This window comes from Acidobacteriota bacterium (assembly GCA_018268895.1).
Classification (GTDB): Bacteria; Acidobacteriota; Terriglobia; order Terriglobales; family Acidobacteriaceae; genus Edaphobacter.
In genome coordinates this window covers 1,343,417-1,369,939 of record JAFDVP010000001.1, presented here as the reverse complement: position 1 = coordinate 1,369,939, position 26,523 = coordinate 1,343,417, and the positions used below count along the sequence as shown (strand labels likewise).

The window sequence follows — 26,523 nt, the reverse complement described above, 5'->3', positions numbered from 1 at the left end:
ATGTTCCACTCGCACCTGAAATCCGTGCTTGTTGCACCGCTGAAGCAATTGCTTCGAGCTGCTTCTGGTTCAGGTGAACTGTTTCGCCGGCTTTATTCTCATGCGTCTCTTGCCGCGCATCTACGCACCAAGCTTCCTACTTCTGTTGTTGTTCTTGGCCGTACATGGGTTTACGGAACCGCTGCGGTACGTTTCGGCAACTCGATCCTGATCTATCCTGATCTGCATCTCGAGACGCAGGGCGCGGCGACAATTACCCTCGGCGATGGAGTTGTGCTCTCGCGGGGAGTGCATCTGGTCGCCATGAGCGGAATAACAATCGGCAAGGGTACGATGATTGGCGAATACACGAGTCTTCGCGACGCAAATCATCAACGGGTTCAGGGAATTCCCCTGAGAGATTCCGGGCACACCGCCAGTCCCATTGTTTTAGGGGCAGAGGTTTGGATTGGCAGGGGAGTGACCATCCTTGGCGGGGTCACCATTGGAGATGGCGCAACGGTCGGAGCAAATGCAGTCGTTACGCGGGATGTCCCCGCAGGCGCGGTCGTGGCAGGTGTGCCGGCGAGGGCGATCTCGCAGGCGGCAGTCAGTGTACGCAGCGCATAGTTCGCGTCTTCTGTTCTACTTTACTGTGCGCTCATAAGCTTGATACTGCCAATGATGCCCGATGGAATGGGCTGTACCTTATCCATATCCTGCATCTGAAATCGATCTCCATACTTTTCAATCAGCGGCTTATAGTCGTGCGGCGGTTGCGCCGACCACGCATTCAATGCGGTGTTGTAAACATGCAGTTCAACGCGATTTTCGCCTGGTTGGATGTACTTTGTAATGTCGAGCCGATAGGGTGGATGCCAGAGATACCCAGCCTGTTTGCCATTAACTGTGACAATTGCAGCCTCACGAACAGGCCCCTCGTACCAGGCCTGCATTCCGGGATGACCTTTTCCTTTGTAAGACTCGATGGGATGGCCACCTTCTACGGCGAGAAAGAGAGGCTTCGATGGAATACTATCGAGCGTAAACGTGCGCGTATAGACGGCTTCACCGGAGTAGTGCTTCGTCATGGCATCGTCTGACCAATCGGTAAGCAACTCCTCCGACTTTGCCTGTTTGATCCCGGTAAAGTGCACCTGCCAGTTGGAAGAGAGATCGAGCAGGGAAGTAAATGTCTGAGCGGCGGGCCCGGTCTTTAGAAGCGCATTGGAGACGATAACGATGCGGGATTCGTAGGGAGCGAGCGTAAGCGTCATTCCTGTCTTCGGTGCGGCGCTCATCCGGTCGTCAGTGGGATCCACCATGAGGGCGTGCGTAAAGGCAGATGCAACTGTAGCCGTCGCACTGAAGGGACGATTGCTGGTGTTTGCGATGAAGTAGATGTCGGCATTCGGCAGCTTACGGCGGATGAACCCAATCTGCTGCCGCGATTCGGTGAGCTGCAGATCGGGCGTAGCAGTTCTATGGAGTGCTGCGCTGAGTTGAGCCTCCGAAGGAACAAAGGAGCCGCGTTGTTCTGTGAATAGCTGGCTCGCCAGTTTTGCGATCTCTGTTGTCTCTTTGCCCTCAGGTGAGATGGTGGGGAGTTTCCCAATGCAGATGACGTTGCCGCCGTGAGCAACATATTGCTGGAGGCTTCGTAGAGTTGCCGTCGGTATCCGGTCTGTCGGCGGAATAACGAGGATTGGATAGTGGATACCCAGGCGGTTGATCGTGTCCGCATCGATGAAGTCGAAGTTGTATCCGGCATCGAGAATGGCGGGGATGAGTTCTGGTGGAAGCATTCCTGCCAGAGAACCTGTGACAGTGACGTGTCCAGGAACAAAGCCCGCCCAGGCATCGTCGGTCGGAAGCAGCAATGCGACCTGATTGGCCGGCTTGCCCTTTTGCAGAAGCGAGCTGACGGTTTGTATGTAGTGCGTGATGGCCGGCATAACCGGGTGCCATGGGTTGTGGTCGTTGAAGACGGCCGCGGCGTACAGAGACCAGCCCGGCTCACCGGCCTGGGGCGCCGAATAGGGCCAGCCATGACCGATGATCTGGTTGGTGCCAACGATGAAGTGAAGATCTGCCTCTGCCTTCATGTCCAAAGGCGTCGCTCGGAATACAGGCGAATGAAGCCATGTAAACGTTTCGGCTGGAGTGACGTTGTTCCCAAAGAGATGGTTGGCGGATGTCGCCCAGCGAAGCGTATTGAACTGCCTCCAATAAGGCCCCTCTCCTTCAGGTAGTCCAACGAGCCGCTGGCTGGAGAGTGATACAGCAGGCTCGCCGTAGGTCTGCGAACGAAACCTGGTGTGGTGCGCAACAGCCCAGGCATTCAAGGGAGCGAGGTAGTTTTCATCGACGAGTTCTGTAAGAGTCCTGCCCCAGTCGTGACGAACATCGTCCGCTTGAGAAGTGCCTCCCGCAACGAGTTCTGGCAGGTGTGGGAGCAGATCGTACCCGCGGCGCTTTTTGAATTCCTCTGGGAGCTTGGGAGTCCAATCGGCTCCATAGGCCTCAAGCGAATCGGAAAAGACTGCGTAAGGCGGGGTTGCTCCAAAGGCCTTTATAAGGGGTTCGCCGACTGCCTTGATATGCCTGTCGATCGCCGTATGTTGAAATGGATCAAGCACCCAGCCTTCTGCACCGACGGCAGCTCGCTTAACCATCTGCCGCGTGTGCGAGTCGATGAAGAAGAGCGCTGTTCTTTGACCTTTGGAAGGTGGAAGAGGGTTCGATTCATCAGGCCCTTCAGAAACGGTGATTGCAGATGCCGCATCCCAGTGCTTTGGTTCGCCGCGAACGACAGAGACAGAAATAATGCTCTCTCCTTCAGCAAGTTTCATCATGGGGAGCTGAGTTGCACCGGAGGGAAGGGCGACCTCGGCCACGCGCAGGCGATGAGCTGCCTCACTGAGCGTTATCGCCGGTCCGCCATAAGGCCATCCCGAGCCCAGCGTTACATCGACACGCAGTCCCAGCCGCCGAGCCTGCTGTTGCGCATAGCGAACGTTCTCAAGCATGGCCTGGCCGACGAAGAGATCGTTGTGCAGCCCCTTCGCAGGATCATCGAGGACCTGCGGATAGACGAAGGCGAGTTCAACACCGCCGATTCCATCGGCCTTCATCTGCTTCAGTTCTCGAAGAATCTCCGGTTTTTCTGCCGCTACTCCAAACCACCACCACCGCATCATCGGACGCGCGTTCTGAGATGGGGCTATCAATTGCTGAATGAAACACAGATCCTTTTCCTTGCCTTGATTGCAACTGGAAGGAGACGGTGTTTGTGCAAAAGCAAGGTTGGCAAGAAGGAATGTGGCGAGGAAGGATGTGTATTTACGCATCTGAAAATCCAAAAGAGACCAATGGCATACGCGAGTCCACGATATCAGGTGCCTGAGGTGAACAAGCAATGCTGTTCCGCGATTGGATTTCATGCCGTATTCTTTCCGTTGGAGAACAAGTCACGGCGAAGATGACATTACAGAAGCAATCAGGGAAAGCGAAGGCAAGTCCAGACGTATCGAATGCCAAGGCGAGCATTCACGCGAAGCCGGTAAGCCTAAAGGTACTGGCGGAGTATCTCGGCTTATCGCCTGCCACCATCTCACTTGTCCTGAACAATGCCGCAGGTGTCGAAGCGATCTCCGAGCCGACACGTCGACGCGTACTCCAGGCGGCTAAAGACTTCGGTTACAGGCCCAGTTACCTTGGGCGCGTTTTACGGAGCCGCCGAACGTTTTCCATCGGCGTGTTGGTGCCGCAGTTGAATGATGGATACTGCGCGGAGATTCTTGAAGGCATCGAAGAAGTCCTGATGGAAGAGGGCTATGTCTCACTCATCGTAAGCCATCGCCGCCGCCGAGACCTGATTGAAGAGTACCCAAGGCTCCTTCAGGACCGCTCTGTTGAAGGCTTTATTCTGATCGATACCCCAATTGTGTACCCGGAGCCATGGACCGTACCCGTGGTCGCAGTCTCGGGTCATCAGAATGCCAAGAACCTGACGAACATCGTTCTCGATCAAAAGCGGGCAGCAATGCTGGCGCTCGACCACCTTCAAAAATTAGGACATTCCCAGATTGCATTTATGCGCGGCGCTTCATACAGCGCGGACGCGGACCGAAGATGGCTGTCGTTTCGTGAAGCCGCAAAAACACTTGGGCTGAAGTTCGATCCTGCGTTGACGATCGACATTCCGCTTCACGTCTCATCGCCAGAGGTAGGTTACGGCCCGATGCGCGATCTGCTGCTGACGAAGAAGAGATTCACCGCCATAGTTGCCTTCAACGACCACGCGGCGATCGGGGCGATTCGCGCACTCCACGAGTTCGGCGTGAAGGTCCCGGAAGATGTTTCGGTGATCGGCTTTGATGACATCAAATCAGCGGCTTACCATCGGCCTAGCCTTACAACGATTCGCCAGCCTTTGAGGGAGATAGGTAAGACTGCGGTAACAACCTTGCTCGGGCGCATTACAAATCAAGCTCCGGCAAAGCAAGAGATATTGATGTACCCGGAGCTGGTGATTCGAGAATCGACAGGGATTCCGCCACAGATCTCAAAACAAAAACGGAAATAGGGTATCGATCGGATCATTCCGATACTGGATCATCCTGCTTCGGCCCAATTGTTCGATTGGACGATAAGAACCATGGCCTTTGCCCATACGGAAAGCTCAATGCTTCGCTTCAGCTCATTCGCTATCGTCATGATGTCCGGATGGTCACTGTAGGTCGTTGCCTGGTAAGTGGCATGAGGGAGTTTGCAGGTAATTGTCCCTCGAATGGTCTGATGCCAGAACATCGAGCTCATATGTGTATTGAGCAACTCGTAGGTTTCATGAGTTGGAGTTCCGCGAAGTTCAACCCGTGCAAAAAGCTGTGCCATATTTACCTCGACTTGCCTGGTAAATTCACAAGAAAAGCTCGAATTTGAAGCGTCCGCCTCATGTCTAGTTTGGCGTCCCCGACGGGATTCGAACCCGTGTTATCGCCGTGAAAGGGCGGTGTCCTGGGCCGGGCTAGACGACGGGGACGCGTGTAAGATACGAGTGCATAGGGAGTTCCGACTCTTCTTCACGCTATCAATATCACTGTGGAGTGTCAAAAACGCTCATGAGTTCTGTGAAGCCCCATAGCCAAATACTAGAGACTGACGAGCGGGGGCCATCAACATCAGGGCAGCGTTACAAGTACCTTGATGCGCTGACAACTGCATTTGTTGTCATACTTCTGGTGTCCAATCTCGTCGCTCAAAAGGCATGTCTTATCGGGCCGTTTGCCGTGAGCGGAGCTATCCTTTTGTTTCCAGTGACATACATCTTTGGCGACGTCTTTACAGAGGTGTATGGATTTGCAGCCTCCAGGCGCGCCATCTGGCTCGGCTTCTTTGGGACGGCCCTGCTTTATTTGATGGGCGCTATTACGATTGCCCTGCCGGCAGCTCCCGGATGGCCAAATCAACAAGCATTCTCGGTAGTGTTCGGCTTTATTCCGAGGATTCTTGCCGCCAGCCTGTTTGCGTTTCTTGCAGGCGAGTTTGCCAATTCCTATACGATGGCCAGGCTTAAACTTTTGACCAAAGGAAGCAAGCTCTGGACCCGAACGATTGGATCGACTGTTGTAGGCCAGGCTGTTGATACGACACTTGTCGTCTTGCTCACATTTTGGGGGACTGTCCCCCTCAAGATTATGGGCAATATGATCATTACAAGTTACCTGCTGAAGGTTGGGTATGAAGTGCTGGCAACCCCGCTGACCTACCTTGTTATCAACTGGCTGAAGAGGACTGAACATGCCGACGCCTTTGATTGGCACGAAAGCTTCAATCCCTTTACCTTCCGGAATACAGAACGCTCTTAAGCAACATTTTGAGAACCTGTTCCCCAAAAGAGAGCATCTAAAAGCCGAACCCACGTTTAGAAGTTGTGTTCCTGAATAATTTCGAGAATCCTGTGCTGCGTGTTCTCGTCCAATCCTCTCAGAGACAGCTAACAGGTTGTACAGTTTGAAGGAGATGTTCCTTAGATGAAATCCAACGTTGTTCTTAAAGGACTGCCGGCGATTGCCTGTGCTGTTTCTGTTGTATTGATTGCTGGCTGCAACCATCAGGCTGCACCTGCCGCTGCTCCGCAGGCCATGCCAGTGAAGGTGTCTGAGGTGACGCTGTCGCCGGTTGCCAGCGCGGATACGTATGTCTCGACAATTAAGGGGCGACGGTCGGCCACGATGCAGCCGCAAGTTGACGGCAATATCACCCGGATTCTAGTGAAATCAGGGGATGTCGTGAAAGCTGGGCAACTGCTGATGCAGATCGACCCTCTCAAGCAGGCAGCGGCTGTGCAGTCTCAGCAAGGAACGCAGGCGCAGAAGAAGGCGCTCTATGACTACAACAAGATTCAGGTAGAGCGGCAGCGCAAGCTGTTCGAGGCGGGTGTCGTCTCACGGGACGCTTTCGATCAGGCGACCCAGGCCTTTGAGAACTCCAAGGCAGACTATGAAGCCAATGCCGCGTTGACCGACACGCAAAAACAGCAGCTTGCCTACTTCCAGATTAGGGCGCCGTTCTCAGGTATCGTCGGGGATATCCCCGTTCACCTTGGTGATTATGTCTCGTCGAGCACAGTACTGACGACGGTGGACGAAAATGTGGATCTTGAAGCCTACATCTATGTGCCAACCGATCGGGCATCCCAGATTCGTACAGGATTGCCTGTAGAGATCATCGATAGCGACGGCAACACAGTAGCGAAATCGACAATCAACTTCCTTTCGCCGCAGGTTGACAACGGATTGCAGAGCATCCTTGCGAAGGCACCCATTCCGCGGGGGGCGAAGCTCCGTACGGAGCAGTTGGTCAAAGCGCGGGTTACATGGAACACCAATCCTGCTCCGGTTGTGCCTGTTCTTGCAGTGACGCGCATTGGCGGGCAGCCATTCGTTTTTGTTGCGGCCCAGAAGGAAGGAAAGTATTCAGCCCACCAGGTCCCTGTAACGCTTGGTGAAACGGTTGGCAATTCTTACCCCGTATTGCAGGGGTTGAATCCCGGAGACAAAGTGATTGTTTCGGGACTCCAGTTCCTGCAGGAAGGCGTTCCTGTTCAGCCTATGGGCTAACAGTGAGCATGATTCAGTTTTCTCGATCAACCGTGATGTCTTTGAGCTGATTGAGACTGTTGCACGACCCCGGAGCCAGCGCGCCGGTTAGAGGTTCATCTTGGTAGATTTTTTCATTCGACGCCCGATCTTCGCCACGGTCTGCGCACTGCTTATCGTGCTGGCCGGTGCGGTCGTTATTCCGAGCCTTCCCATCTCGCTTTACCCGCAGTTGGCCCCGCCGCAGGTTGTTGTTACCAGCAACTACATCGGCGCAAACTCACAGATCGTTGAATCCGCGGTGACGATTCCGCTTGAGACGGCCATCAATGGTGTCGAGGGTATGCGGTATATGAGCTCGACCAGCTCAAACGACGGCACGTCTGCCATCACCATTACGTTTCGTACTGGCTATGATCTTTCGATCGCCGCAGTCGATGTGCAGAACCGCGTCGCTTCAGCCCAGGGGCGTCTGCCCGCCGCAGTCAATGCGACGGGCATCACCATTACGAAGGCAAACAGCAACTTCGTCTTTGCCGCCGGATTCTTTTCCCGTGATGCACGCTATTCGCAGGCCTTCATCTCCAACTACCTCGATGTCTATGTTAAGGACGCGCTGAAGCGCGTTCCCGGTGTGGGCGATGTTCTGATCTTCGGCGAGCGTAAATATGCGATGCGCATATGGCTGGATCCAGCCAGGCTCGCTGCTCGTGGACTTACGGCACTCGATGTTACGAACGCCCTGTCCGAGCAAAATGTGGAAGTTGCCGCAGGCCAGCTCGGCAGGCCTCCCGCAGATAGCTCTCAGGTCTTTCAGATGGCCGTACGCGTCGTCGGGCGTCTGTCCGACCCAAAAGAGTTCGAAAACATCATTCTTAAGAATGCTCCAAATAATGGCGGTCTTGTTCTGCTCAAGGACGTTGGGCGGGCTGAGGTAGGCGCTGAAAACTACGATACCGATCTGAAATTCTCAGGCGGCGAAGCTGTCGGTTTAGGCGTGCAGCAGTTGTCGAATGCGAACGCCCTTGAAGTCGATCGTGAGTGCAAAGCTGCACTTGCGAATCTTGCGAAGTCGTTTCCCCCTGGGCTTGAGTATGTGGTCGCCTTCGATACCACGACGGTCGTCGGCGACTCCATTAATGAAGTCGTTCACACAATCTTTGAAGCGATCGTTATCGTCATCATCGTCATCTTCCTCTTTCTGCAGGATTGGCGAGCGACGATCATCCCGGCAGTTACAATTCCTGTCTCGCTGATCGGCACATTCGCATTCATCAAGCTATTCGGGTTCTCGATCAACTCTCTCACCATGTTTGGTATCACCCTGGCCACGGGACTGGTGGTTGACGATGCCATCGTGGTCATTGAGAACGTTCAGCGTCACATTGCAGAAGAACATTGCGATAGCCATCGCGCCACCTCAAGGGCCATGGCTGAGGTCACCAGCGCGGTTATCGCAACTTCGCTTGTGTTGATCTCAGTGTTTATTCCGGTAAGCTTCTTCCCCGGAACAACAGGCATTCTGTACAAGCAGTTTTCGTTGACGATCGCTTTCTCGATCGCCATCTCGGCCTTCAACGCACTAACCCTTTCTCCTGCGCTCGCAGCTATTCTGCTTAGGCCCGAGAGGGAGCATGGTGGTCTCCTCGGTCTGTTCGAGAAGGGCCTTCAGCGGGTCATCAAGGGGTATGCCTACCTGGTCACCCACGTCGTAAAGCTTCGTGCCATTATGCTCATTCTCTTCGTTGCTGGATTGGCGGCGACGGTGTATATGTACACGCACGTTCCTACGGCGTTTGTCCCCACGGAAGATCAGAATTACTTCATCAATATCGTTCAAACGCCCCCGGGCGCTTCTCTTGCTTACACGGCCGAGGTTGCGGATCGAGCTTCAGCAATTATCCGGCAGAACGACGATGTCTTCGGAACCTTTTCGGTCATGGGCTTCTCCCTGACTGGCGGAAGCTCACCGAACTCAGGCATCATCTTCGCTCCCCTCAAGCCTATCGATGAACGCATGAAGAAAGGCAAAGGCCATACTGCGCACGACATCGTTGCGGAAATCGCTCCCAAGCTGTTCCAGGTTCCAGGAGGCATTGTGGCAGCGTTCGAGCCGCCTGCTATTCAGGGTATCGGTTCGGTCGGCGGCTTCCAGTTCATGCTGCAGGACCAGGGACGAAACTCATTTGGTGACATCGACCGCGTCGCTCACAACATCGTCGCGCAAAGTCGCGATCCGAAGTCTGGTCTCGTTGGGCTTTACACGCCGTATACCTCGAACGATCCACAGGTTTTTGTAACGATTGATCGTGAAAAGGCCAAGGCCATCGGTGTTCCTCTCGCGCAGATTACGTCTGCTCTGGGAACATACATGGGATCGAGCTACGTCAATGACTTCGATTTCAATAACCGTTCCTATCGCGTCTACGTTCAGGCCGACCAAAACTTCCGGAAGACCTCTCGCGACTTGCGCCAGTTCTATGTCCGTTCGAACAGCGGTCAGATGATCCCACTCGACAACCTGGTCTCGATCAAAGAAACATCGGGGCCGCAGGTGATTTATCACTACAACATCTTCCGCTCGGCTGAGATCGACGGCGCGGCAGCCCCTGGGCTCAGCTCAGGGCAGGGACTTGAGAAGATGCAGGAGCTGTTTGAGAAGAACAAAATTCAGGGGATGATGTACTCCTGGACGGGACTGGCATTGGAGGAGGTTGAGTCCGCCGGCAAGGCGATCATTATCTTCGGGCTCGGCCTTCTGGTGGTCTATCTCACCCTTTCGGCGCAGTACGAAAGCTTCGTTCTTCCGTTCATTATTCTGTTGGCGGTGCCAATGGCCGTCCTCGGTGCCTTGGGTCTTGTATCGGCCCGAGGGCTGGTCGATGATGTTTACGTACAAATCGGGCTTGTGATGCTTATCGGGCTCTCTGCAAAGAACTCAATTCTTATCGTTGAGTTTGCTGAGCAACAAATAGAGCATGGCAAGTCGGTTGTTGACGCTGCGATTATCGCGGCTGAACTTCGCCTCCGTCCTATTCTGATGACTTCGATTGCGTTCATCCTGGGCGTACTTCCGCTCTACTTCGCCTCTGGAGCAGGTGCGCTCGGCCGTCACTCCGTTGGAACCGCGATCGTTGGCGGCATGATACTTTCCACCGTACTGAACCTCTTCTTCATCCCGGTTCTTTACGTCGTTGTGAAAGGTATCCTGGTCAAGCTAAGCTCGCGCCCGCGTCAACGTCCAGATGGCTGCGATGACGATGCGGCCGCAGTTGAATCGCAGCGGGTTACAGCGAGCCAGTAGCTATACGTGCAGGCGGCAACTCCAGATTGCCGCCTGCATCTTTATTCGCTTGACACTGCATAATCATTAGTATTGACGCTGGTTTTTGCGATCTCCTACCGTAGTGAGGAGAGGTTGCTCGCATGAACACCCAGTCAGTTGAGTGTGCCGACATCGTTCGCCCGGCGCAGGTGTTTCGTCCTGCGTATCTTATGTGCCCGCCAAAGCTCTATGACGTGGCATACGTGATCAACCCGTGGATGAACGGCAATCTGCATGCCTCATCTCGCGCGCTGGCTAACGAGCAATGGCAACATCTCCATAACACTCTCTCGGCGTTGGCTGACATCGAACTGATCGACCCCAGAGTAGGCTCGCCAGACATGGTCTTCACTGCCAATGCGGGTCTTGTGCACGCGGGCACGGCCGTTCCGAGCCGGTTCTTCCATCCTGAACGCCGCGCTGAGGAGCAATACTTCAGTCGTTGGTTTCACAAAGCAGGTTACAAGGTCGTCGAGCTTCCTGCAGGAATGTTCTTCGAAGGCGAAGGCGATGCGCTCTTTTCAGCCGATGGGTCGCGACTTTGGGCAGGCTATGGTCCACGGACATCTTATGAGAGCCACCAATATCTTGCGCGGGCATGGGACATTGAAGTCGTCCCGCTTCACCTTATCGACCCGCGTTTCTATCACCTTGATACCTGCTTTTCTCCTCTGGCGGGGAACTATGTTATGTACTACCCCGGAGCGTTCGATGCTACTTCGATCGCGCATATTGAAGCAGCTTATCCAGAAGAAAAGCGCATCGTAGTAGCAGAGCGCGATGCGTTTGATTTCGCATGTAATGCAATCAATATTGACCGCGCAATCATTGTGAATGGCGCCAGCAGAGAATTGGTTCATTCCCTGGAGACAGCTGGTTTCTGTGTTGTTAAAGTCAGCCTCACAGAGTTTGTGAAAGCTGGTGGCGCTGCCAAGTGTCTCGTCATGAATATCGAATCACCAGCAAGCCTATGGTGAGAGTCAAATGCGCAATGACTGCTTGATCTGGTTCATCTCTTTCCAGGGGTCTTTCGATAGACGAGTCTTCCATTCTTTGAAGTCGACGACACGAAAGACTGGCCTTACTTCCGATTGCTTCAGTTCAGCCCAGCTCAACGGCATCGATACAGCTGCTTCAGGGCGTGCACGTGGCGAATAAGCTGCTACCGACGTCGCTTCGCGCTCATTGCGCAGGAAGTCCAGGTAAATCTTTCCTTTGCGAGCGGACTTCGTCATCTTCGTCAAATAGCGATGTGGGGCAGTTTTTTCTATGAGCGCTGCAAGGCTGCGGGCGAATTCCTTGACTTCGGGCCACGTATGCGTTGCTCCAATAGGAGCGACAACGTGTAATCCCTTACCGCCAGTCGTCTTTACAAAACTTTCCAGCCCCAGGTCCTTCAGCCGGATTCGTATCTCTTCCGCCGCGTTTGCAACTTCACGCCACTCCAGGTCTTCATCGGGGTCAAGGTCGAAGATCAGACGATCCGGGTGCTCCAGATCATCACTCTTCGATCCCCAGGGGTGAAATTCGAGGACGCTAAGCTGTGCAAGGCCAGCGAGCGCTTCAGGTGTGTCCACTTGGATGTAACGTTCAACTACTCCCGTCTTTCTATTTGGGACATCGACGCCTGTGATGTTCTTCGGAAGTGCTGCACTCAGGTGTTTTTGAAAGAACGATGGCTTACCTATTCCATCGGGACAGCGAACGAGGCTGACAGGTCTGCCGGCAATCTGTGGCAGAAGCGACTTTGCAATGTTCCAGTAGTAGTCGGCAAGCATCTGCTTTGTCATGCCTGAGCTTGTGTCCAGCACCTTATCGGGATGTGTGAGCCTTACAGGAGCGTGTTCGCCGGAATTGCTGGTTTGGGTTCTCGGAGAAGACTTCGTCGCAGAAGTTTGCCCTTGCGATTTGGCAGGGTTCCGCGGCTTAGAAGCGTGGCGTCGTGGCCCAATCGACTGATCTGGTTCTTCGCGTATGACTTCATTTGCACCTTTGTCTTCGCGAATGCCAAGAAACGCTGCCTGTCGAACCAGGTTGTCCGCTGTCCACGTTGCAAAGCGCACCTGCACCACCAACTCAGGCGCAGTCCAACGTGCGCCTTTGCGCGCTTCCGCAGACAAGGCTGCAAAGGGGCTTTTCGTTTGAGCGAGACTCTCCAGCCTGTCTCTCAAAATCTGATGTGTCTTTTGCGTAAATCCGGTTCCGGTGCGTCCGGCATAGATCAGGCTATCTCCTTCGAAGTAGCCAAGCAGAAGCGCACCGACACCGTAAATACCATTTGCAGGGAGCGTATATCCGCCTACAACAAACTCCTGCTCGTGAAGGCACTTTGTCTTGATCCAATCGGTTGTGCGGCCCGGTTGATACTTTGCTGCCCCGCGCTTCGATACGATTCCTTCAGCCTGTAACTTGCATGCTTCGCGTAGTAGCTCGGCTCCGCCAGTTTCGATGTGTTCACTCAGCCGAAGTTGATGCGTGCCGATGCCATGCAGTATCTCCGAGAGCATTTCTTTGCGATCTTTCAGCGCAAGTTCTCGCGTGTTATACCCATTGACGTGCAGGAGATCGAAGGCAAAGTAGGTGAGGGAATCGCCGGACCCCTCCTGCATGGACATTTGTAGATCCGCAAAGCTCGTTGTGCCATTTGGAGCTACAACAACCAGCTCGCCGTCGAGCGTCGCATTTTCGACCGGCAGCTTCGCGATTGTTTTGGCAATGGTTGGTACTCGTTTCGTCCAGTCGAGGCCGGTACGGGTAAATATCTGGACACGCTCTCCATCCTTGCGCGCCTGCATTCTGTAGCCATCCAGCTTCAGTTCATGCAGCCAGCCTTTCTCTGACGGCGGCACCTCTGCCATTGTGGCAAGCTGCGGAGAAATAAAGCCCGGTTGCCCTTCTTTTGGCAGGCCCTTCAGCCATCGTTTCAAGTCAATATGAGTAGCTGCCTCTATGGTGGCGCTCTCTTTGCGAGACCACGCTTTGGCTCCCGAATTCGTTCGACTTGAGTTCCACACATGATCTTCATTGCGCGCGATCTCTTCCATCGTGCGTCCCGTGACTGCGCTTTTCACTTCGGACTCGGTAATGGGGATATCGTCTTCTCTTTGTTCGAACGCATCATGCTCTTTGATGAGCAACCAATTGGGCTTCTTTTCCTTCGCCCACTTGCCGCCCATCCGAATCAGCGCCCACTTACCTTTCAACTTCGTGCCATGCAGGATGAACTTCAGGTTTCCATCGCGCAGTCCTGCATCCACATCGGGATAGGCAGCCTGAGGCTCCCAGGTCCCCTGGTCCCAAAGCATCACGGTGCCCCCGCCATATTGCCCTTTCGGGATGATGCCTTCAAAGCCGCCATACTCGATTGGGTGGTCTTCCACCTGTACGGCGAGCCGCTTGGCTCCGGTAAAGTAGCTTGGGCCTTTTGCGATGGCCCAGCTCTTTAGAACGCCATTCCAGGCCAGCCGGAAGTCATAATGGAGATGCGATGCGGCGTGCTTCTGGACGCAGAAGGGAAGCTCCTTCGAAGGCGCGCGTTCCGCTCCGCTGGGTTCTTCGGTAATGCTGAAATTGCGCATTGACCGGTAACGCGCCAACTGCTCGTCGACTATATCAGCCGCTGTAATGGTTTTAGCAGAAGGGTCTTTTGCCGTTTTCTTTCTGCCCGGTCCGGGCGAAGCTCGCTTCGATGCCGCCATCGCATTCCTCTCTGTAGATGGAGAAATGCCCTATGCCGACTTGCGTTTACTTGAAGGAGACTTGGCCGGTTTGACCAGAGCGATCCCCGCTTCCGGTTTAGACGGTTTAGCCGAAGCTGATGGTTTCTTTGTTGCAGTAGCCTTCACTGGAGTTTCACCGCCTCCAACACTCTTGCGCAAGGCATCCATCAGGTTGACCACCTGCGCCCGTCGCGGTGCGACCGTTTCATCCTGCGGGATTGGCGCATGTTTGATCTTCGCCTCTACCAGCTCTCGAACCGCGGCCTCGTACCCATCCTTGAACTCGGATGGGTTAAATGGTGCCGCCTTGCGCTTGATCAGTTCCATGGCCAGTTCCAGCGAATCGGCATTTACGGCAACCTTCTTGATGTCTTTGAAATACTCGGCCGGGTCACGCAGCTCTTCCTGGTAGCGCATGGCATAACCCATCATGCCGCCCAATTCGTCGTCTTCAGCAGGAGCGATAGCGAAGACATGTTCCCGCCCGCCAAAGGCGATCTTGCCGATTGCAGCTTTTTTTGTCTTCTTTAATGCCGTGCGAATGACGGCGAATGCCTCAGCTTGAACGTCGTCTTCCGGAACGATGAAGTAGGGCTTCTCGATGTACTCCGGTCCAAGCTCATCAAGACCGACAAACTGGGTAATTGAGATCGAATGTTTCGACGGCACACGAAGCTGCTCGAGTTCCTTCGGTTCGATGATGACGTACTCGCCCTTGCGGTACTCGTAGCCTTTGACGATCTCGTCCTTTTCTACAGGATTTGCCGCTTCGCCGGGATTGTCCTCAAGAGAGCTGGCAAGCACCTTCTGATGCCTAACGCGCTCGCCGGTGCTCCGGCTGATCTGATGAAACCGAATCTCGCTCTTCGATTCCGTTGCAACAAAGAGCTTCACACCAAACGACACCAGCGATATCTGTATCTGACCGGACCAGTAAGGACGCGCCATGACTGCCTCATTGTGCGACGAAGAAATCCGTCGATCGTTCAGGCGGAAACCGCCTGTTTTCCATCTGATACCTCAACCTACCCTTACGATGCCTCTATTTCAAGACAACATTTTGTGGCCTTAAATGGAAACACAATAGCTATGGTGCTAGCACTATAGCTACCGGCTATACAGTGTTTGATACGTCGCTACTCGACTGGTTGGCTATGCGAACCGCAGGTATGCGAGCCCTGCGGTAGAGAAGCGCGCCTCCACTGCCGAGCCCGCCGTCGCGAGCGTGTTCCCGGTCCAGCTTCCGGTCGTAATCCAGTCACCCTTCCTGAGGCCTTCGGTCCGGCTGGCGCCTTCATTGGCAAGATAAGGCAGCAGCCGCATCAGGTCGCCGGCAGTGTTGGATCCAGTCCTGTCGACTCGCACTGCCCCGTCTACCGACAACGTCACCTTCTCCTTTGTGAAGTCGATACTCTGCCAGTTGGGGACGGCTTCGCCGTACACCAGTCCGCCGTGCACTGCCATATCGGCGGTCGCACTCATCTTTGAGACCTGTGACAGATCCAGAAACGCTGTCTCGAGCACCTCGATTACAGGGTGCATGCTTGCAATGGCGGCTACGACCTCCTCGCGCGTGTAGGGTTTATCCCGTGGAGGAAGATCGGCTCCCATCAGGAAGGCAATTTCAGCCTCAAGGCCTCTGTATCGGTGCATGTCGCCCCCCATCGCGCATCCATTGCAGGTTATCCACGCCTTTGGCATTGGGGCAAAACTTGGCGTTGCGTCTGGCGTTGCGGCGCCTATCTTCCAACCGCCAATATCTTCATATGCCCACGACATCCTGTCCTGAACAAAGTAAGCCTCTTCCAGGGTCTGCGGTTGCAATCCCTTTGGTAGATCTGCAATAGGTTTGGCCGTTCGACGGGCATCTAGCAGAATATCTGCCGCACTGATAAGGTCTTTTTCACGCGCACCGGTAATCATGCCGAACAGTTTGCACCCACCGGGCGCCTGAACGCAACTTCAGCGCACAGTTTCGAGAAAATCGTCGCATCTGGTTACCTTATCGGCACGTACTCTATCCAATAAGGTAAGCGCCCGGCATAGAGGGCGCGTTAGAAGGGAAAGGTATGCAACGGCGCCACTCCAAAGGTTTCGACCCTACGATCCATTCCTCCGATATCACTCCCGAATCCACCTTTCAGCTCTTTCAGCAGCAACGTCGGCTTCTGCTGACCGGGGGGGCAGCTCTCGGTATCGGCGCTCTGGCTGCCAGCCGCATTCCCGGACTCTTTGCACCGGCTACAGTTCATGCGCAGGCGCTGCCATCTACGGCAAGCAAGTACACCACCACCGAGAATCAAACGCCATTCGCGAAGGCCGCTGGATACAACAATTTCTACGAGTTCGGCTTCGACAAGAGCGACCCTGCTAAACACGCCGGCACTCTCAAAACGCGTCCCTGGACGGTTCAGATTACTGGACTCGTCAAAAAGCCGCTGACGCTCGACATAGACACCATCCTGAAGCATCGTCCTATTGAAAGCCGCGTCTATCGTCATCGCTGCGTGGAAGCCTGGTCGATGGTGATCCCCTGGGACGGCTACTCGCTCTCGGAGTTCATCAATCTCTGCGAGCCGTTGCCCAGCGCGAAGTTTGTCCAATTTCTCTCGCTTGCCGACCGCAAGCAGATGCCCGACCTGCCATTCGGCTACAACTGGCCTTACAGCGAAGGTCTTCGCATGGACGAAGCCATGAACCCTCTTACGCTGCTGACCTTTGGCTGCTATGGGCAGGTCCTTCCCAACCAGAATGGCGCGCCCATTCGCGTCATCATCCCCTGGAAGTATGGCTTCAAGAGCGGCAAATCAATTGTTCGCATCAACTTCACGGAGAAGATGCCGCATACCACCTGGAACGACCAGAATTCGCAGGAGTACGGTTTTTACTCCAACGTGAATCCCAAGGTCGATCATCCACGCTGGAGCCAGGCGCGCGAGCGCCGCATCGACAGCGCCGTTCTGCCGCACTACATCCCTACGCAGATGTTCAACGGCTACGCCGACCAGGTGGCCAGCCTCTACAATGGGATGGACCTCAAGCGCTATTACTGATTGCAGATGCCGAAACGCACCATACTCATTCTCAAGACATTCGTGCACATCGTGTGTCTTGTTCCGCTCATGTGGCTCGTGCATTTCTATCAGTCAGGCGCTCTCCAGCTCAATCCCGACCCCGTCAACTACATCACGCACTTTACAGGCGACTGGGCTCTCTGGATATTGCTTGCCTCGCTCGCTATTACGCCTGTGCGGCGGCTTTCTCCTCGCATTGCATGGCTGATTCGTTTTCGCCGAATGTTGGGGCTCTACGCTTTCTTCTATGCCACATTGCACCTGGCGACATACATCTTCCTCTTCTCCGGTTACGATATTGTTGCCGTCTTCGGCGGCATACGTGGTGGTCATCCCGGAGTGGTCTTCGAGGAGTGGAAGCAGGTCTGGCCCTACATCCTTGACGACATTCTCAAGCGCCGGTTCATCCAGGTGGGATTTCTCGCCTGGGTCATCCTTCTCGCTCTGGCTGTAACTTCGCCAGCTGCAATCATGCGGGCCATGGGAGGCAAAAACTGGCAGCGGCTGCACCTGCTCGTCTATCTGGCTGCGGCCCTCGCCATCATTCACTACTGGTGGTTGGTGAAAAGCGGAGTGACGACGCCATGGAAGGTGACAGCAGTCCTGACTGTCTTGTTATTGGCGCGCGCAGCATATTTCGCGTACAAACATCGCTACAGACCCGGGACAGCAGTTCAGATCACAAAGGGCTGAGCTTAGCGGATTCGCGGACCCTGTTTGATTGCTGCTAACAGTGCACGGATGCCCCAGAACGCTACGGCCACAGCCACCGTGAACAATCCGAAGGCGAGCGCAACATGAAACAGGATCATGCCCATCATGTTCTCAACGGGCGAGAGGGATAATCAAGAGCGTGAGAGAAATTGCACTAACACGCTTGTTCACCGCAACTTCCCAGCCATAACCCTGTTTAGTAATGTAGGGGTTCCCATGCGACGAATCGCCACTGTCTTATCCTCGGCAATCCTGGCAACGCTTCTCGCGCAGAGTGGTGCGGCTTCCATGCAATCGACGGCCAAAAGTGGCGGTTCCACGCCGCATCCCAGATCATCGAAATCGAAGCCTGCAACACCCGCAAAGGTGCTGGCATCAGCTCCTCTTACGCAGCGGGAACGCGTTACGCAAATGCTCAATCGCTTCACCTTCGGGCCTCGTCCAGGCGAGGTTGAACAGGTTTTAGCACAGGGTGCCGACGAATGGTTCGAGCAGCAGCTCAACCCCGCGGCCATCAACGACAACGCGCTCAACAAACGTCTCGCCGATTATCCCACCCTGACGATGTCGCCTGAGCAGGCGCTTACCGCCTTTCCCGACCGGGGGGCCATTCAGGCCGTCGCCAATGAGAAGATCAATCCTCCAACCGACCCCAGTCTGGCAGCCGTCTACGAAGTGCAACTCTACAAGCTGTTCAAAGACAACGTCAGCAAAAAAGTGGATGCCGACGGAAAGCCTGCGTCGCCACCGCCAACCGATGCCGAGTTGGCCGAGCAAAAACAGAAGGACCAGGCGACGGCTGCCCGCATCGCAGGGGAGTTGTTCACTTTGCCGCGCAATCAGCGTATGGCTGCACTGGTCAAGCTTCCTGTAGCCGATCGCATCGCCTTCACCTCGTATGTCTCCGGAGAGCAGCGCAACCTGCTGGTCTCGGAGTTTTCACCTCGCGAGCGTGAGCTCTTCAACGCCATGGCCGCCAACGTCGGCTCTTCCTACCAGATCGCCAGCGAGCTCTCGCAAGCCAAACTGCTTCGAGCCATTCTCTCGGAACGTCAGCTTCAGGAGGTGATGACCGATTTCTGGTTCAATCACTTCAACATCTTTATCGGCAAAGACTCCGACCAGTGGTACACCACGAGCTACGAACGCGACGTAATCCGTAAAAACGCGCTCGGTAAATTCCGCGATCTGCTTCTTGCGACCGCGACCTCGCCGGCAATGATGGTCTACCTCGACAACTGGAACTCCATTGGCCCGGACTCACTCGCCAACGGAGTCAACCCGGCCAATCCTCGATCGAAAAAGGGCAACCGCGGCCTGAACGAGAACTATGGCAGGGAAGTGATGGAGCTCCACACGGTCGGTGTCAACGGCGGTTACACGCAGGCCGACGTCACCGCGCTCTCCGCCATACTGACGGGCTGGACTGTCGACCGTCCCGGCCAGGCAGGCCCCTTCCTCTTCGATCCCAAGCGCCACGAGCCCGGCACCAAACAATGGTTCGGCCACACGATTGGAACCTCGGCAAACGGAATGGATGAGGGTACGCAGGCATTGACTCTGCTTGCTGCCAGTCCAAAGACAGCGCACTTCATCAGCTACAAACTTGCGCAGCGATTTGTCGCCGACGATCCCCCGCCTGCACTGGTTGACCGCCTGGCCGCAACCTATCTCTCAAGCGATGGCGATATCAAGACGATCCTTCGCGCGCTGGTTCAGTCTCCGGAGTTCAACTCACGAAAGTATTTTCACAACAAGGTTAAGACCCCAATGGAGTTCATCGCCTCTGCGTTCCGTACCACAGTGACGGATCCTGTGAACCCCGGTGCTCTTGTGCAGGCCCTCAAGACGATGGGGATGCCTCCGTACTATGCACTTCCGCCGACGGGTTACTACATCACAGCCGATCAATGGATGAACTCATCGGCGCTCGTCGATCGCCTCAACTTTGCCTATGCGTTGACAGGCAATAAATTTGCGAATCAGAAGTTCGACCCAGCCCATGTCCTCGCGCTTGGGGTGATGAGCCAGCCGGCAGTCTCTCCGGTCGCCACTCCTGCCCCTTTGCGCCAGCCCCGCTATGCGGAGGCGATGCTCAACACTACTGCATCGCCGGTTCCAGGCTTGTCGGGGCAGGATCTTGCCCTGCATGTTCTGGAATCTTCTTTGATCGGGGAAGAGGTCTCCGCTCAGACGAACCAGCTTATCCGCAAGCAGATCGATCAGATCGTCACGCCGGCGACGCCTCCCACTGACACTCTGAATCTACTGACAGCGCTCGTCATGGGTAGCCCAGAATTTCAAATGCACTGATGGGCAGAGGCTAGCCCCAACTGCTCTGATCGAACGTGTACGGTGAGCGCTGTGGCCGCGACAGCATCGCATTTGCTTCGTCATCGCCATTAAACCGCTCGCGCTCCGGATCCCAGTGCAGGTGTCTCTTGGTCTTCATCGCAATGTGGTGGAGCAGGCACGTCGTACATGCCCTGTGGCCAATCTCAACGGGAGCCGTTGGCTGCCTGCGCGTCTTGATGCAGTCCAGCCAGTTCGCATGTTGCTCCGTAGCTGTATAGAGATGAATCTCATCGGGCCCGATGACCGAGTCCAGAATCTTCGGATCGCTTGCCATCAGCGGTTCGATCTTCGTGACCGTTCCAGCTCCCACAGTGGGAGTCGTCATCTCGTCGCGTGTTACGAAGATCCAGCCCTTCGTGCCGTACCACTTGATGCCATTTGGGAAGTCCCCCGATATGTCCATGGTCATTCCGTTCGCATAGCGAGCGTGGGTCAGAAATTTCCCATGAACGTTCCAGAGACCGTGCATAGGGAACTCGGCTGTTCCCCAGATCTCTACCGGCCCTGTATATTCGGTGTTCATTCCCCAGTGTGCGGTATCGACGTGATGGGCGCCCCACCCTGTAATCATCCCGGCGCCAAACTGCTCCATACGAAGCCATCCCGGCCTGTCAAACCCCTTCTGCGGCATCACACGATCTACCGTGTACGGAACATCGGGCGTCGAACCAAGCCACGCATCGTAGTTGAATCCCGCAGGGACCGGCATCGGTGTTGGGTCACCTCCCGCCGGGTCGCCGGGCAGCCCAACCTCGACATGCTTCACTTCACCGATGCGCCCATTGCGCACCAGTTCACACGCACGATGAAACTGCTTCCATGACCTCTGCTGACTGCCGATTTGCAGAATTCTTCCCGAAGCCTGCACCGCATTGCTCAGATACCTTCCTTCAGCGATCGTCAGCGACGCCGGTTTCTGCAGGTAGACGTCCTTGCCCGCGCGAACAGCACCTGCAGCCACAATCGCGTGCTGGTGGTCGGGAGTCGAGATGACGACAGCGTCGATCTCCTTGTTGGCCAGCAGCTCATGATAGTTGTGGTAAACCTGCACCGCATCGTAGGGCTTGCCCAGCTTCTTTGTATAGGCTTCGCTGACAAACTGGCGCCCCAGCTCAGCCCTGTTGGAATCGAGATCGCACACTGCGATAACGCGGGCGCCGTCGTACCTGAAGATAGCGGGCAGGTCGTGAACGCGCGAGATCCTTCCAACACCGATCGCGCCTACGTTGATGCGCTCGCTCGGAGCCATCTGACCGAAGACGGTCGAAGGAACGATCGTTGGGAATCCGGCCACGGCAGCCGAGCCTGCGGCGGTCTTTAAAAATTGCCGTCTGGTTACGTCTGCCATGGCCGATCTCCTAAGCGTTCTTCAACGTTACGTGCTGCGCCTTCATCTGCGCGCGGACCACAAGCTCCGCCGCCAGCAGACACTGGGTCTGGTCCTGCGCGATGTGGGTGCGGTTGACCACGTCGGAGACGAACTGCGGTCCGAAGGGAAGCGTCACATTGCTGCAATCAATGGACCGTGCAGAGTTCTTGTCCACCAGGAACAGGTTGTTCCCCTGCTTGCTGCGGGTAATATCGATATACTTGCGGACCTCGATGTATCCCTCGGTCCCAAGGAGAAAGAGCCTCCCGTCGCCCCACGTTCCCAGTCCATCGGGAGTAAACCAGTCCAGCCGCACGTAACCGAATCCGCGATCGCCGCGCAGCATCATGTCTCCGAAGTCCTGGAACTTCGGCCGCTGCGGGTGGTTCACATTCGCCACCTGCGACGCCACGATCTCAGCCTGTGTCGAACCCGTGTAATACAGGAACTGATCCACCTGGTGTGACCCGATGTCGGTCAGAATGCCACCATATCGCGCCGCATCCCAGAACCACTCGGGCCTGCCGCCTGCGCCACCGGCATAAGGGTCCACGCCGTGCTGCACAATCTGATGCGGAGCTATGTTGATCGTTTGGATGACGCGGCCAATCGCACCTGCCTTCACCAGATCGCCTGCCTTGATTGCAGCTTTTACCTCAAACCGCTCGCTATAGAGAATTGCATAAATCCGTTTTGTCTCGGAGATGGTCTTTCGAATCTCATCAATCTGTGCCAGCGACGTTGCGCCTGGCTTATCGCTCAGGTAATCCTTGCCTTTCTTCATTGCGCGAATGCCCAACGGCGCACGCTGGTCGGGAATGGTCGAACTCAGCACAAGCTGGATGGAAGGATCGTTCAGAATCTCGTCCTCGGACTTCACCATCTTCACGCCGGGGAACCGCTTGGTGAACGCGGCCAGCTTGTCCGGCTCCGCGCCATAAGCCGCTACCAGAACACCGCCCCCACGTTGAATCGCGCCCACCATGCCGTAGATATGGTCATGGCTCATCCCGCAGACTGCGAATTTGATCGAGTACTGCGGCTTAGCTTCTGCATCCTGTTCCGGCTCAGCGACCTCATGCACCACGCGTGCCGGATCGATCGCGCTCATCTCAGCCAGCGCGGGAACCCCCGCCATCAACCCCGCGGAACCCGCCGCCCGCAGAAACTCTCGTCGCCCAAATATGTCCAATGCCATTCCCGTCTCCCTAACGACTATTTCGCTGCACTGCGAACTATATCAATTTGGACGGACCACTGGCTCATGGAAACAATAGTTCCTTGCTCCACCCACCGATTTTTCGTACAAATACGTACCGATTGTGCAGCCGGTCGTCGCCTGCCAGCCAGAACTCCACCCTTTCAGGCCGGATTGCATATCCCTTCCACCACTTCGGCCTCGGCACCTCTCCTGGATATTTCTCTGCCGAATCTGCAACCAGATGCTCCAGCTCTTCGCGGCTTTCAAGGTGCCTGCTCTGCCGGGACACCGATGCCCCCAACTGACTGCCTCGTGAGCGGCTGTGAAAGTACGCATCGGCATCGGACGCGGGGAGCTCCATCACGGGGCCTTCCACCCGCACCTGCCGCTCCAGGCTCTTCCAGTGGAAGCAAAGCGCTGCGTGAGGATTTGCAGCGAGCTCCCGTCCCTTTCTGCTCTCTGAATTGGTGTAGAAGCAGAACCCCCTCTCATCAACCTGCTTCACTAGCACCATACGCACACTGGGGGCGGCATCCCAGTTTGCTGTGGCCAGTGCAGCGGCATTTGGATCGTTGATCTCGCTTGCCGTCGCTTCAGTCATCCATGCCTGAAAGAGCGCGATCGGCTCGTCGGCATCTTTGACGGCTTGGAGCGGGTCCACAAGCTCAGCTCGAGTGGTATCCACAACTCCCTCCGGCTCGACCGGATCATGCGGCTTAGCTTCAGAGTCCATCGAAGAGATCTGAGGATTGTCGTGCCGGCTGAGGATTGTCCGTGGCAACCAGCGTGTAATGCTCTTCAGCGCCATACTTCCGAAAGTACTCCCGTGTCTGCTCCATCAACGGAGCCTGTGATACATGTCTCCGAAACGCCTCAAACTTCCGCTCCTCGACCGAGCGGATATCGAGCGTAACCGTCCATGGCAGTGGCAGGGGAGGTTGCCGGTTTGGAATAAAGAACTTTGTTGTCTGGTAGTACAGCCGCTTTGGTTGAAAGACGTCTCCGGAGCCTGCAAAGTATTTTGCCTGCCCAGACCAGTGAAATGCGGCCGTCGTCCACATAGACACCATCATATGGTCGGAATGCTTGTTGGCTCCTCCGTCGCTACCGAAAGTAAGCACAACGTCCGGGTGAAATTCCCGCATCCTCTCAACCAGGAGGCCCGCAGCCTCCTTGATCGGGACCTCGGTCAATTCGCCATCGCGATACCCCATTAGCTCATGCCGGGTGACGCCAAGCACCTTGCACGATGCTGCAAACTCATCGCGACGCATTCTGCCCAGGTCGACCCCTGAGGCAGCCGAGCCGCGGTTCTTGGCCGCCTGACCATCGGTCATACAGATGACGTAGGTCTCAACCCCGCGATCTACTGCCAATGCCAGCGCGCCGCCAAAGGCAAAGCACTCGTCGTCCGGATGCGCCACCACGCACATCAGTCGCTGAGCCAATCCGCACCTTCTTCTGGCCCGAATAGCTCTCCGGAGACCATGTCTTCAACCAAGGCATCGCGATCAACTGCCTTTACCGGAGCAAAGGTCTTTCGGTGCAGCGCCGTCGGGCCTTGTTCGACCAGCGCCCGCCGGTGTTCTGGAGTGGCGTAGCCCTTGTGCGAAGCCAGTCCATACCCCGGGTGCTTTGCGTCTAGCTCGCGCAGCAGGGCATCTCGATGCACCTTGGCGATTACAGAAGCCGCTGCGATCGACAGGCTCAGCGAGTCGCCATAGATCAGCTTCGTCTGCCGGCAGGGGTGGTCGATGCGCATGGCGTCGATCAGCAGGTGATCCGGTTCTATGGAAAGCCCCATTACCGCCTGGAGCATGGCAAGACGGCTTGCCTGATAGATGTTCACACGGTCGATCGTCTCCGCATCCACCTCGGCCACGCTCACCGCGAGCGCAACGCGGCGTATCCGGCGGTCCAGCCGCTCACGGTCTTTTCGCAATAGCTGCTTGGAGTCCTTCAAGCCTGCCTTGGCCAGGCCTGCTGTCCGTGCCGGAAGGATCACGGCGGCAGCGACTACCGGGCCGAACAGGGCGCCTCGCCCAACCTCATCCACGCCTGCAATCACGCGGAAGCCGCAATAACGCAGAGCCTGCTCAGGCGCGTCGCTACAGACAAGCTGTTTCAGCATTCGCTGCTTCGCCGTCGAGGCCGCGACAGTCTTTTTGAGGCGTATAGGAGTCGATGAAGCCATACCTTCTGCGAAAAGTTTATAACCTTCCGCACAAAAAGAAACCACGGCTTGTGGGCCGTGGTTTCTGTGAAAATGATGGACTAAACTAGCTGGCGCGCTCGACTTCGCGCAGACGGGCCGCCTTGCCGCGCAGACCGCGCAGATAGAAGAGCTTCGAACGGCGAACCTCGTACGAACGAACCTTCTCGACCTTGTCGACAACCTTGGAGTTGTACGGGAAGATGCGCTCGACGCCCTGGCCGAAGCTCATCTTGCGCACGGTAAAGGTTCCCTCAGGTCCCTTGCGGCATGCAATGACCATGCCCTCGAACGCCTGCAGGCGCTCTTTCTCGCCCTCGCGAATCTTGACCTGAACGCGAACGGTGTCGCCGGGAGCGAAGTTTGGAAGGTCGGTCCGCTCAAGTTTCGCGGCCAGTTTCTGCATGATGGGATGGATTGACATGACTACTTTCCTGTATATGGACTCGAGTCTTCAGTTTACACCAAATCAGGCATTTAGGGCAGAGAAGTGTTGATGTTCAGGGTGCTTCTCCGCGCTTCGCGTCTATTTCGGCGGCAATCTCATTCAGCAAGCTGCGATCCGCTTTCGTCAATGCCGCTTTCTCGATAAGATCCGGCCTGTTTTCAAGCGTTTTCCGCAGTGCCATGCGTCTCCTCCACAATCGGATGGCATCGTGGTTTCCTCCTTGAAGAACTTCCGGCACCTCCGCTCCCAGAAACTCCGCTGGCCGTGTGTAATGGGGGTAATCAAGTATTCCTCCGGCTCCATGTGTCGTTCGAGGAGGTCCGTCGCCTGTATCTGGCTCCAGCGCAGTGTCCTCCGCTCCAAAGCTCTCAAACCGTGACGAGTCCGGATGCCCCAGCGCTCCAGGCAGCAGGCGCACGACGGCATCCACAATGACCGCTGCCGCCAGTTCGCCTCCTGAGAGAACATAATCACCGATCGAAATCTCGCGATCGCACAATAGCTGGTTGACACGCTCGTCCACGCCTTCATATCGCCCGCAAATCATCACGACCCGTTCCACGCCGGATAACCCATGCGCCGTTGCCTGCGTAAAGGGACGCCCCTGTGCTGACAGCAGAATCACGGTCTCCTTTGCTCGATCGCGAACTGTCTTCGGCGCGATGTTCAGTGCTGCGGCGGCATCGAAGATTGGCTGAGGCTTCAGAACCATTCCCTCGCCGCCGCCAAATGGCCTGTCGTCCACCGTGCGGTGCCGATCGCTGGTGAAGCTGCGCAGATCGTGCGTAGCAATGTCGACCAGCCCCGTCGCTCTGGCGCGGCTCAAAATGCCGAACTCAAAGTTGCTTCTGAAGAAATCCGGAAAGATCGTAATGATGTCAAATCGCATGAAAATTGGTTTCTACATCCGTCTGTAATAAATACACGGGAAGTTGCAGGTGGAATATCACTGAAAGTTGACGCTGCAGAATGAATTTAGCCGTCCAATGTTTTAACCTGTAAGAGATCGTAAGGAATCCCCTAA

21 protein-coding genes and 1 tRNA gene are annotated in these 26,523 nt (G+C 55.7%); 9 read left to right on the top strand and 13 right to left on the bottom strand.

Annotation, left to right across the window (positions count from 1 at the left end):
• A complete protein-coding gene (locus tag JSS95_05960; GenBank protein ID MBS1799353.1) occupies nt 1-609 on the top strand; it encodes an acyltransferase in 609 nt (202 codons plus the stop codon).
• A gap of 20 nt (nt 610-629) precedes the next feature.
• Here JSS95_05960 and JSS95_05955 read toward each other — a convergent pair whose 3' ends face one another.
• The gene (locus JSS95_05955) at nt 630-3,329 is read right to left on the bottom strand and encodes a hypothetical protein (GenBank protein ID MBS1799352.1); all 2,700 of its coding nucleotides are present in this window, start codon (nt 3,327-3,329) and stop codon (nt 630-632) included.
• Nucleotides 3,330-3,460: 131 nt separating this feature from the next.
• Here JSS95_05955 and JSS95_05950 point away from each other — a divergent pair, with 131 nt between their 5' ends.
• Nucleotides 3,461-4,567 (top strand): LacI family DNA-binding transcriptional regulator, encoded by a 1,107-nt coding sequence (locus JSS95_05950; protein ID MBS1799351.1) that lies wholly within the window; start codon nt 3,461-3,463, stop codon nt 4,565-4,567.
• Between the two features lie 29 nt (nt 4,568-4,596).
• Here the strand turns inward: JSS95_05950 and JSS95_05945 are convergent, their stop codons facing one another.
• Both JSS95_05945 and JSS95_05940 read right to left on the bottom strand, forming a co-directional pair.
• Entirely contained in the window at nt 4,597-4,875 is a 279-nt protein-coding gene (locus JSS95_05945; protein MBS1799350.1) for a hypothetical protein, read from the bottom strand.
• A gap of 70 nt (nt 4,876-4,945) precedes the next feature.
• Nucleotides 4,946-5,023, bottom strand: a tRNA-Glu gene (locus JSS95_05940).
• A gap of 79 nt (nt 5,024-5,102) precedes the next feature.
• Here JSS95_05940 and JSS95_05935 point away from each other — a divergent pair.
• The 4 genes from JSS95_05935 to JSS95_05920 all read left to right on the top strand — a co-directional run bounded on the left by JSS95_05935 (nt 5,103) and on the right by JSS95_05920 (nt 11,384).
• The gene (locus tag JSS95_05935; protein ID MBS1799349.1) at nt 5,103-5,849 is read left to right on the top strand and encodes a queuosine precursor transporter; all 747 of its coding nucleotides are present in this window, start codon (nt 5,103-5,105) and stop codon (nt 5,847-5,849) included.
• A 276-nt stretch (nt 5,850-6,125) separates the two neighbouring features.
• Nucleotides 6,126-7,103, top strand: a complete 978-nt coding sequence (locus JSS95_05930; GenBank protein MBS1799348.1) for an efflux RND transporter periplasmic adaptor subunit — start codon at nt 6,126-6,128, stop codon at nt 7,101-7,103.
• Nucleotides 7,104-7,203: 100 nt separating this feature from the next.
• The gene (locus JSS95_05925) at nt 7,204-10,386 is read left to right on the top strand and encodes a multidrug efflux RND transporter permease subunit (GenBank protein ID MBS1799347.1); all 3,183 of its coding nucleotides are present in this window, start codon (nt 7,204-7,206) and stop codon (nt 10,384-10,386) included.
• A gap of 122 nt (nt 10,387-10,508) precedes the next feature.
• On the top strand, nt 10,509-11,384 hold the full coding sequence (locus tag JSS95_05920) for an amidinotransferase (GenBank protein MBS1799346.1): 876 nt from the start codon (nt 10,509-10,511) through the stop codon (nt 11,382-11,384).
• Nucleotides 11,385-11,387: 3 nt separating this feature from the next.
• Here JSS95_05920 and ligD read toward each other — a convergent pair whose 3' ends face one another.
• The 3 genes from ligD to JSS95_05905 all read right to left on the bottom strand — a co-directional run bounded on the left by ligD (nt 11,388) and on the right by JSS95_05905 (nt 16,049).
• Nucleotides 11,388-14,105, bottom strand: a complete 2,718-nt coding sequence (gene ligD, locus JSS95_05915) for a DNA ligase D (protein ID MBS1799345.1) — start codon at nt 14,103-14,105, stop codon at nt 11,388-11,390.
• Between the two features lie 30 nt (nt 14,106-14,135).
• On the bottom strand, nt 14,136-15,074 hold the full coding sequence (locus JSS95_05910) for a Ku protein (protein MBS1799344.1): 939 nt from the start codon (nt 15,072-15,074) through the stop codon (nt 14,136-14,138).
• Between the two features lie 204 nt (nt 15,075-15,278).
• Complete coding sequence (locus tag JSS95_05905) at nt 15,279-16,049, bottom strand: fumarylacetoacetate hydrolase family protein (GenBank protein ID MBS1799343.1); 771 nt, start codon at nt 16,047-16,049, stop codon at nt 15,279-15,281.
• A 146-nt stretch (nt 16,050-16,195) separates the two neighbouring features.
• Here JSS95_05905 and msrP point away from each other — a divergent pair, with 146 nt between their 5' ends.
• The 3 genes from msrP to JSS95_05890 all read left to right on the top strand — a co-directional run bounded on the left by msrP (nt 16,196) and on the right by JSS95_05890 (nt 20,227).
• On the top strand, nt 16,196-17,179 hold the full coding sequence (gene msrP, locus JSS95_05900; GenBank protein ID MBS1799342.1) for a protein-methionine-sulfoxide reductase catalytic subunit MsrP: 984 nt from the start codon (nt 16,196-16,198) through the stop codon (nt 17,177-17,179).
• A 6-nt stretch (nt 17,180-17,185) separates the two neighbouring features.
• Complete coding sequence (locus JSS95_05895) at nt 17,186-17,893, top strand: sulfoxide reductase heme-binding subunit YedZ (GenBank protein ID MBS1799341.1); 708 nt, start codon at nt 17,186-17,188, stop codon at nt 17,891-17,893.
• Nucleotides 17,894-18,202: 309 nt separating this feature from the next.
• Nucleotides 18,203-20,227: a DUF1800 domain-containing protein gene (locus tag JSS95_05890; protein MBS1799340.1), complete on the top strand. Its 2,025-nt coding sequence runs from the start codon at nt 18,203-18,205 to the stop codon at nt 20,225-20,227.
• Nucleotides 20,228-20,237: 10 nt separating this feature from the next.
• Here JSS95_05890 and JSS95_05885 read toward each other — a convergent pair whose 3' ends face one another.
• The 7 genes from JSS95_05885 to trmD all read right to left on the bottom strand — a co-directional run bounded on the left by JSS95_05885 (nt 20,238) and on the right by trmD (nt 26,388).
• Nucleotides 20,238-21,617, bottom strand: a complete 1,380-nt coding sequence (locus tag JSS95_05885; protein MBS1799339.1) for a Gfo/Idh/MocA family oxidoreductase — start codon at nt 21,615-21,617, stop codon at nt 20,238-20,240.
• 10 nt (nt 21,618-21,627) lie between these two features.
• Nucleotides 21,628-22,836, bottom strand: a complete 1,209-nt coding sequence (locus tag JSS95_05880) for a Gfo/Idh/MocA family oxidoreductase (protein MBS1799338.1) — start codon at nt 22,834-22,836, stop codon at nt 21,628-21,630.
• Between the two features lie 64 nt (nt 22,837-22,900).
• A complete protein-coding gene (pdxH, locus tag JSS95_05875) occupies nt 22,901-23,572 on the bottom strand; it encodes a pyridoxamine 5'-phosphate oxidase (GenBank protein ID MBS1799337.1) in 672 nt (223 codons plus the stop codon).
• Complete coding sequence (locus tag JSS95_05870; protein MBS1799336.1) at nt 23,562-24,287, bottom strand: PIG-L family deacetylase; 726 nt, start codon at nt 24,285-24,287, stop codon at nt 23,562-23,564. The genes pdxH and JSS95_05870 overlap by 11 nt, the downstream gene beginning before the upstream one ends.
• Nucleotides 24,272-25,033: a ribonuclease HII gene (locus JSS95_05865; protein ID MBS1799335.1), complete on the bottom strand. Its 762-nt coding sequence runs from the start codon at nt 25,031-25,033 to the stop codon at nt 24,272-24,274. Before JSS95_05865 ends, JSS95_05870 begins: the two co-directional genes overlap by 16 nt.
• A gap of 85 nt (nt 25,034-25,118) precedes the next feature.
• Nucleotides 25,119-25,457 (bottom strand): 50S ribosomal protein L19, encoded by a 339-nt coding sequence (gene rplS, locus JSS95_05860; protein MBS1799334.1) that lies wholly within the window; start codon nt 25,455-25,457, stop codon nt 25,119-25,121.
• 94 nt (nt 25,458-25,551) lie between these two features.
• A complete protein-coding gene (gene trmD / locus JSS95_05855; protein MBS1799333.1) occupies nt 25,552-26,388 on the bottom strand; it encodes a tRNA (guanosine(37)-N1)-methyltransferase TrmD in 837 nt (278 codons plus the stop codon).
• Nucleotides 26,389-26,523: the final 135 nt, after the last annotated feature.